The sequence below is a fragment of the Halomonas sp. BC1 genome (assembly GCF_002078135.1).
GTDB lineage: Bacteria > Pseudomonadota > Gammaproteobacteria > Pseudomonadales > Halomonadaceae > Vreelandella > Vreelandella stevensii.
In genome coordinates, this window is record NZ_LFGS01000011.1 from 113,383 (window position 1) to 121,263 (window position 7,881).

At 60.7% G+C, this 7,881-nt stretch carries 6 protein-coding genes; 4 read left to right on the top strand and 2 right to left on the bottom strand.

Features of this window, described 5'->3' with window-relative positions:
* Positions 1–2: 2 nt before the first annotated feature.
* On the bottom strand, positions 3–2,558 hold the full coding sequence (locus B7L72_RS09290; protein WP_081193958.1) for a heavy metal translocating P-type ATPase: 2,556 nt from the start codon (positions 2,556–2,558) through the stop codon (positions 3–5).
* Positions 2,516–2,968, bottom strand: coding sequence for a MerR family transcriptional regulator (locus B7L72_RS09295; protein WP_081194006.1), 453 nt, complete (start codon positions 2,966–2,968; stop codon positions 2,516–2,518). Before B7L72_RS09295 ends, B7L72_RS09290 begins: the two co-directional genes overlap by 43 nt.
* Positions 2,969–3,126: 158 nt before the next feature.
* On the opposite strand from B7L72_RS09295, the gene B7L72_RS09300 reads away from it, so the two are divergent.
* The 4 genes from B7L72_RS09300 to B7L72_RS09315 all read left to right on the top strand — a co-directional run bounded on the left by B7L72_RS09300 (position 3,127) and on the right by B7L72_RS09315 (position 7,837).
* Complete coding sequence (locus B7L72_RS09300; RefSeq protein ID WP_081193960.1) at positions 3,127–4,482, top strand: OmpP1/FadL family transporter; 1,356 nt, start codon at positions 3,127–3,129, stop codon at positions 4,480–4,482.
* 234 nt (positions 4,483–4,716) lie between these two features.
* Positions 4,717–5,815, top strand: a protein-coding gene (gene prfB, locus B7L72_RS09305; RefSeq protein WP_139788488.1) for a peptide chain release factor 2 whose coding sequence is annotated in 2 segments (ribosomal slippage) — positions 4,717–4,791 and positions 4,793–5,815 — 1,098 coding nt in all. Because the reading frame shifts where the segments join, the coding sequence is not laid out codon by codon here.
* A 34-nt stretch (positions 5,816–5,849) separates the two neighbouring features.
* On the top strand, positions 5,850–7,361 hold the full coding sequence (gene lysS / locus B7L72_RS09310) for a lysine--tRNA ligase (RefSeq protein WP_081193964.1): 1,512 nt from the start codon (positions 5,850–5,852) through the stop codon (positions 7,359–7,361).
* A gap of 89 nt (positions 7,362–7,450) precedes the next feature.
* Positions 7,451–7,837, top strand: coding sequence for a hypothetical protein (locus tag B7L72_RS09315; RefSeq protein WP_016916012.1), 387 nt, complete (start codon positions 7,451–7,453; stop codon positions 7,835–7,837).
* Positions 7,838–7,881: the final 44 nt, after the last annotated feature.

Below are 7,881 nucleotides of genomic sequence, written 5' to 3' on the forward strand. Positions count from 1 at the left end.
ACTCATACGGCCTCCTGCTGGGTGGGCTTCCATAACCGCAGGCGGTTGGCGTTGCTGACCACGGTGATGGAGGAGAGCGACATGGCCGCGCCCGCAATAATGGGTGACAGCAGCATGCCGGTCATGGGGTAGAGCACGCCAGCGGCAATCGGGATGCACAGCACGTTATAGCCAAACGCGCCGATCAGGTTCTGCTTGATGTTAGAGAGCGTGGCACGGCTCAGTTCAATCGCCGTGGCCACGCCGTGTAGTGAACCGCGCATCAGCGTAATACCGGCGCTCTCCATGGCGATATCGGTACCCTGGCCAATGGCAAAACCCACGTTGGCTCGGGCCAGCGCGGGGGCGTCGTTAATACCGTCGCCCACCATGCCGACCACTTCGCCCGCCGCTTGGCGGCGCTCAATTTCTGCGTGCTTGTCGTCAGGCGTCATACCTGCCTTGAACTCGCTAATGCCGACCTCGCGGGCCACCGCAGCAGCGGTATGCTCGTTATCGCCCGTCAACATCACCACGGTTAACCCATCATCCTGCAAGCGCTTCACGGCGGCGGCGGCATCTTTGCGCAGCGGGTCGCTAACGCCGAAGAGGGCGGCCAGCTTGCCATTCACCGCTAAATAAACCAGCGAGCGCGCCTTGGCTTCCAACTGGCGAATGCTCTCGTCTGCTGGGGAAAGATCAACGCCAGCCTCATCCAGTAGCCGCGCATTGCCTAGCAGCAGCGTGTCATTAGCTTGGCTGGTGCCTTTAACACCGCCGCCGGTCACGCTATCAAAGCTAGCCAGCGTATCGGGTCGGGCGCCTTGCTCTTCGGCGTAGGCCGTCAGCGCTTTGGCAAGGGGGTGCTCGGAGCGGCTCTCTAAGGCGGCCACCCAGGCCAGTACTTGGGTGCTATCATCGTGCAGCACCGTTGCCTCGGTGACGCGCGGTTTGCCTTCGGTCAGCGTTCCCGTTTTATCGACGACCAGTGTGTTCAGGCGGCTAGCGGTTTGCAGCGCTTCGCCGCTGCGCACCAGCACGCCATGCTCGGCGGCTTTGCCCACGCCAATCATGGTAGAGATCGGGGTGGCCAAGCCCAGCGCGCAGGGGCAGGCGATAATTAGCACCGTAGTAGCAGTAACCAGCATATGAATAGCCACCGGAGCGGGTCCGAGGTTGTACCAGGCAAGGGCCGTTAGCACCGCAATAATCATCACGGCGGGTACAAATATGCCTGAGATCGTATCGGCCAGCTCGCCAATCGGTGGGCGGGAGTTTTGTGCGCTGGCCACCTGCTCGGTAATGCGCCCCAAACGGGTATCGCGGCCGATGCGCGTGGCGCGGTACACCAAGCTACCGTTACCGTTCACCGTGCCCGCGCTTACGTCATCGTCCGCTGTTTTATGCACGGGCACCGGTTCGCCGGTAAGCATGGATTCATCGATATAGCTCTGGCCGTCGAGCACTACGCCATCCACCGGCAGCCGCTCACCGGGGCGCACGCGAATATGGTCATCCAGCGCTACATCGTCCACCGCGATTTCTTGTTCAACGCCGTCGCGTATCACCCGGGCGGTTTTCTCCTGCAGGTCGAGCAGCCGTTTCAAGGCGTTGCTGGTGCGACCGCGGGCTTTGAGCTCCAGTGCATTGCCCAACAAAATCAGGCCGATCACCATGGCAGAGGCTTCAAAATAGATGCCGTGAGCCACCTCAGGCAACCAGGGGGCAAAGAGCACCACCATCATGGAGTAGAGCCAGGCGGTGCCGGTACCCATGGCCACCAGGGTGTCCATGTTGGCTTGATGATGCTTGAGGTTCTTCCATGCATTCACAAAGAAGTGGCGGCCAGGAAAGACCAGAATGGCCAGGGTGAGCAGGCCAATCACCAGCCAGAACAAGCGCCCCATCCCCACCGGGTGTGGGTGATAGAAAAACATACTGAGCATGAGCGGTAGCGCCAAGGCGAGCGAGTAGGCACTACCCTTCAGGCGGATTTTATAGAGCCGCGCTTCTTGTTCTGCACGCGTCTCTTCGGCGGCGCGCATATCGACAATCGGTTCGGCGCGGTAGCCTGCGGCATCGACGGCGGCCAGCAGCGTTGCTACATCGACGTGGCCAAACACCTGGGCGGTATGGGTCGCGAAATTGACGCTGGCCGTATCCACGCCTTGTGCGCGTTCCAAGGCTTTCTGGACACTTTTGACACAGCTGGCGCAGGTCATGCCGGTGATGGCCAGGCGTATTCGCTGGCTGCCCTGGTGGGAGCGTGGCGTGTCAGCCGTGTGGGCCGCTGCCGTCGAGTCGTTACCTTCGGCCTCGGTTTTGGTGTCGTCAACAGCTGGCGGGGCCAGCTCGCTGGGAGGGTAGCCTGCCTTTGCCAGGGCGTCATCCAGAGCCGTCATGCTCAGGGTGGTGGTGACCTCCAGGCGTTTGTCGGCTGGGAAGCCGGTCACCTCGGCAGTGGCGTCCTCGGCGAGAATTGTTTCCCGCATGCGCTTGACGCAGCCCTGGCAGTTCATGCCGGGCACGGTGCGGGTCAGCGTTGTGGGCGGTGCGGGCGGTGCGGGGCGTTGGGGCATGCTGCCTCCTCGGGAAAACTTTCGATCAAGCGGCACAGGCTGTGGCCATCGGGGGTGCCGTCGGGCATGGCCTGCCAGCTCTCCAGCGCCTGCTCCATGCGGTGCGCCAGCGCTTCCAGCTCGGCAATGCGCGCCCTGATTTGCGGCAGGCGATGGGCCAGCAGGTCGCGTACCAGCGGGCAGGGCGAGTCGCCCTGGTCGGCATGGGCCAGAATGTCGCGTATTTCGGCCACGCTAAAACCCAGTTTGCGGGCGCGCTGAATGAAGTGCAGGCGCTCCAGGTCCCCAGCGGTGTAGAGCTGATAGCCGTTGTCTGGATGCCTGCTCGGCGTCAAGAGGCCTTCACGGGTGTAGTGACGCACCGTTTCCGCCGTGACGCCACCGCGTTTGGCCAGTTCACCGACTTTGATGGCGCTCACGAAGCCTCCTTTTTGACATCGCTTTCGAAAAAGATAGTGTAAAACCCTTGGGTAACCCATAGGTCAAGGGCCGCCCTCATCTCCATCGAAATGACTAAAACACTGATTTCAAACGACCGTCCGACGGATCATCGGGAGAGAGGCCCACTATGTATAATAACTTTAAAAAGCTCACCCTGACCGCTGCAGTAGCAGCGGTAGCATTTGCCAGCCAAGCTAACGCAGGCGGGTACCAAATCAACGAACAGAGCGTTAGCGGCCAGGGGTATGGTCACGCAGGCCGTAGCTCAAACGTCAACGACGCCACCATCGTGTTTGGTAACCCTGCGGGTATGTCGTTCCTGGATCGCGCTCAGGTGACGGCGGGCGGCACTTATCTGAACGTGAATACAGACATTCGTAACGTGGAAGCCAGCCGCACGCTTGATGCGGGCGTGGCGATGGGTGGCGCACCTGCCGGGGTGCAGGTGCCGATTGGTGGCGTACCCGGTACCAACGATGGCGACATGGTGCCAGGCACTCTCATACCCTTTGCTTTCTATGCTCAGCCGGTCAATGACCGCTTGGCCTTTGGCTTTGGCGTGTATGCTCCCTTTGGTGCTAAAACCGACTACGAAGATAGTTTCCAGGGCCGTTACTTTGGCGACTACACCGAAATCCGCGTGGTCAGTGCACAACCCACGGTTTCCTACCGCTTCAACGACCAGTGGTCGGTAGGTGCCGGTGTGACCTATAACCGCGTCGACGGTGAGCTGCGTCGTCAGCTGCCCACGGGGCCTGGGTTCGACCCGGCCACGGATGTCGATTCTCGCGTGGAAGGGGATGACGATGCCTGGGGTTACAACCTGGGGGTGATCTATCAGCCTGTTCCTGAAACCACGTTCGGCCTGACCTATCGCTCCAAGGTGGACTACACCCTGGATGGCACCTTCGTGGCGCGTGACCCTGCGGGCAACGTGGTGCGGGCGGATGATAATGCAACGCTGGATTTGACCACGCCTGAAACCATCAGCTTCTCGTTGACGCAACAGATGAGTGATCGGCTGAAGCTGATGTTTGGCACTTCGTGGGTACGCTGGAGTCGCTTCGATCAGATTCTGGTCCAGGGCAGCCAGGGCGATACCATTACCCAGGAGCAGCAGGATTACTCCAACGCCTGGGCGTTCGCGACCGGTGGCGAGTACCAGTTGACACCGCAGCTTGCCCTGCGTGCAGGCGTCACGCTCGACTTCACGCCCACCAGCGATGAGTTCCGCAGCGTACGTATTCCGTCAGATGACCGGCGCATTTTCTCGATTGGCGCAGGCTGGAGCCCCACGCCAGACCTGACGCTTGATTTCGCCTACTCCTACCTGACCGAGCGTGGCACCTTCGTCGAGCAAGAACGGCGCGACCTGCTGGCCAGCGCACAAACCGGCGGCCAGCCCATTGGCGGGGTGAACTACTCGGCTGACTACAAGAACGAAGCCCATGGCTTCGGTGCTCAGCTGACCTATCGGTTCTGATGTGACGGCTCGCGCTTACTGATCGACTGACCCGGCTTCGGCCGGGTTTTTTGCTTTCTCAGGGTGGGTGCGATTGGCAGCGGGTTTGGTTACAATGCCTGCCAGAATGTCGCCGTTGGGGTGGCGGGCACCGTCTCAGGTGGCCAGGCCGTCCCAACGGCGACTGTCTCTTTTGCGGCGCGAGGCGACCCCGCGTCAGCGAGCTTTATTTACCGACCAAGATTAGGGCCATCCATGCTGGAAACCAACCCGATTCACAACCAGATCAAGGACCTGTCTGAGCGGACAGACGTTCTTAGGGGGTATCTTTGACTATGCCGAGCGTAAAGATCGGCTAGAAGAAGTTTCCCGCGAGCTCGAAGACCCCAACGTCTGGAACGACCCGGAATACGCCCAGAAACTGGGCAAGGAACGGGCCTCCCTGGAAGCCATCGTGGCCACCATCGACGAGCTGGAGCAGGGCCTGGCGGATAGCCGCGACCTGTTGGAGCTGGCCGAGATGGAAGAAGACGAGGCCACGGTCGAGGAAGTCCGCAAGGAGCTGTCCGGGCTGCAAGATGCGTTGGAAAAACTCGAGTTTCGCCGCATGTTCTCGGGAGAAATGGACGAGAACAACGCTTATCTGGATATTCAGTCAGGATCGGGCGGCACCGAAGCTCAGGATTGGGCCAACATTCTGCTGCGCATGTACCTGCGCTGGGCCGAAAGCCACGGCTTCAAGACCGAGATCATCGAAATCTCTGCCGGGGAAGTCGCGGGTATCAAGTCGGCGTCGCTGCATATTCAGGGTGACCATGCCTTTGGCTGGCTGCGTACCGAAACCGGCGTCCATCGTCTGGTGCGCAAGAGCCCCTTCGACTCGGGTGGTCGTCGCCACACCTCGTTTGCCTCCGTCTTTCTGTCGCCAGAAATCGACGACAGCTTCGAGGTCGAGATCAACCCGTCGGACCTGCGCGTGGACACTTACCGCTCCAGTGGTGCGGGTGGCCAGCACGTCAACACCACCGACTCGGCGGTGCGGATCACCCACGAGCCCACCGGCATCGTGGTGGCCTGTCAAAACCAGCGTAGCCAGCATGCCAACCGCGACTTCGCCATGAAGCAGTTGAAAGCGAAGCTGTGGGAATTCGAAATGCAAAAGCGCAACGCTGCCAAGCAGGAAGCGGAAGACTCCAAGGCCGATATCGGCTGGGGTAGCCAGATTCGCTCTTACGTACTGGACGATCAGCGCATCAAGGATTTGCGCACCGGCGTTCAATCCAGCAACTGTGACAAGGTACTCGACGGCGATCTGGACCAGTTCATCATCGCCAGCCTGAAGCAGGGTCTGTAATCTTTTTAGCGTGTGAATTTGAATAGGGTGCCCGATGACCAACCAAGACGCGTCTTCTTTCGACAATGAAAATCACCTGATCGCCGAGCGCCGTGCCAAGCTCGCCGCCCGCCGTGAGCGGGCGGCAGAGCAGGGCAAGAGTGCCTTTCCAAACGACTTTCGCCGCGACAGCCTGACCGTAGAGCTACAGCAACTGCTGGGTGACAAGGACAAGGCCGAGCTGGAAGCGCTTGACCATCAGGCGTCGGTAGCGGGTCGTGTCATGCGCCAGCGTGGCCCCTTCATCGTGATTCAGGATGTGGCTGGCCAGATTCAGCTCTACGTGGACAAGAAAGGGCTGCCGGAAGACGTGCTGGAGGACATCAAGGGCTGGGACATCGGCGATATCGTCGCGGCCCGCGGCCCGGTGCACAAATCCGGCAAGGGCGACCTCTACGTCATGATGGTGGAAGCGCAGCTGCTCACCAAGAGCCTGCGCCCCCTGCCGGACAAGTTCCATGGCCTGACCGACCAGGAAGCGCGCTATCGTCAGCGTTATGTAGACCTGATCATGAACCCGCAGTCGCGCAAGGTATTCGAAACCCGTGCGGCGGTGATCAGCTCCATGCGGCGCTTCTTCGAAGCGCGCGGCTTCATGGAAGTGGAAACGCCCATGCTGCAGCCGATCCCCGGTGGAGCCGCGGCGCGCCCTTTCATTACTCACCACAATGCGCTGGACATCGACATGTACCTGCGCATCGCGCCCGAGCTGTACCTCAAGCGTCTGGTGGTCGGCGGTTTCGAGAAGGTCTTCGAGATCAACCGTAACTTCCGCAACGAAGGGCTCTCCACGCGCCACAACCCCGAGTTCACCATGGTGGAGTTCTACTGGGCCTACGCGGATTACCGCGACCTGCTGGACATGACCGAAGCCATGCTGCGCACGGCGGCTCAGGAAGTGCTGGGCACCACCACGCTTACCTACCAGGGGGCCAGCTACGACTTCGGCCAGCCCTTCAAGCGCCTGACCCTGCGCCAGGCGATTCTGGATCACGGCGACGGCATTACCGAGGCCGACCTGGCGACGCTGGACGCTGCTCGCGCGGCTGCCGAGAAGCTGGGTATCAAGGTGAAAGAGAGCTGGGGCCTGGGTAAGCTGCAGACCGAGATCTTCGAGGAAGTGGCCGAGCACAAGCTCGACCAGCCCACGTTCATTACCGAATACCCCGCCGAGGTGAGCCCCTTGGCGCGTCGCAACGACGCCGACCCGTTCGTCACCGACCGCTTCGAGTTCTTTGTCGGTGGGCGTGAAATCGCCAATGGTTTCTCGGAGCTGAACGACGCCGAAGACCAGGCGGAGCGTTTCCGTGAGCAGGCAGCCGAAAAAGACGCCGGGGACCTGGAAGCCATGTACTACGATGCCGACTACGTTCGTGCTCTGGAGTACGGCATGCCGCCCACGGCAGGCGAAGGCATCGGGATCGACCGGCTGGTGATGCTGTTTACCGACAGTCCCTCCATTCGAGACGTGTTGTTGTTCCCGGCGATGCGCCCCGAGGTTGATTAACGTTAAACGTCGCACGGGCGGACGAAAAGTTGGTAAGGGCGCGTTTTAGCGCCCATAATGGTCAACGTTTCGACGGCGAGGAGAATCCCATGAAACTGCTAAATCGCTCTGCCTTGAGCGTCAGGCCGACCCAGACCTTCGTGGACTGGATCAATGCGCTCGAACCCACCATGGGAGACGACGACCTGACCCTGGCCGACGTCGAGCGTGAAAGCACGGTGTATCTGATTCCCGAAATGGATACCCCGGAGGCGCTGGAGACGTTTGTCCGCGACCGGCACGTGGAGATTCTGGAAACCGAGCTGCGCGCCTGGGAAGAGGATGAGCGCCAGTGGCCCGAAAAGCTCGACTGGGCGCTGTTCGAGGATTTCCTGCGCGTCGAGCACAGCTATCTGGCCATCGACCTGGATGACGAGACGGCCCTCGAGATCTCTGACGTTGACGATGCCCTGCTGCTCGACAACGAACAAGATTAGCGTGCTATTATTTTTAGCAAAATTCCGCGTAAACCCTCGCCCAA

Excerpts from the sequence above, each read along its gene's own strand:
- B7L72_RS09290 (WP_081193958.1), bottom strand. The coding sequence starts at position 2,558 with ATGCCCCAACGCCCCGCACCGCCCGCACCGCCCACAACGCTGACCCGC.
- B7L72_RS09300 (WP_081193960.1), top strand. The coding sequence starts at position 3,127 with ATGTATAATAACTTTAAAAAGCTCACCCTGACCGCTGCAGTAGCAGCG.
- lysS (WP_081193964.1), top strand. The coding sequence starts at position 5,850 with ATGACCAACCAAGACGCGTCTTCTTTCGACAATGAAAATCACCTGATC.
- B7L72_RS09315 (WP_016916012.1), top strand. The coding sequence starts at position 7,451 with ATGAAACTGCTAAATCGCTCTGCCTTGAGCGTCAGGCCGACCCAGACC.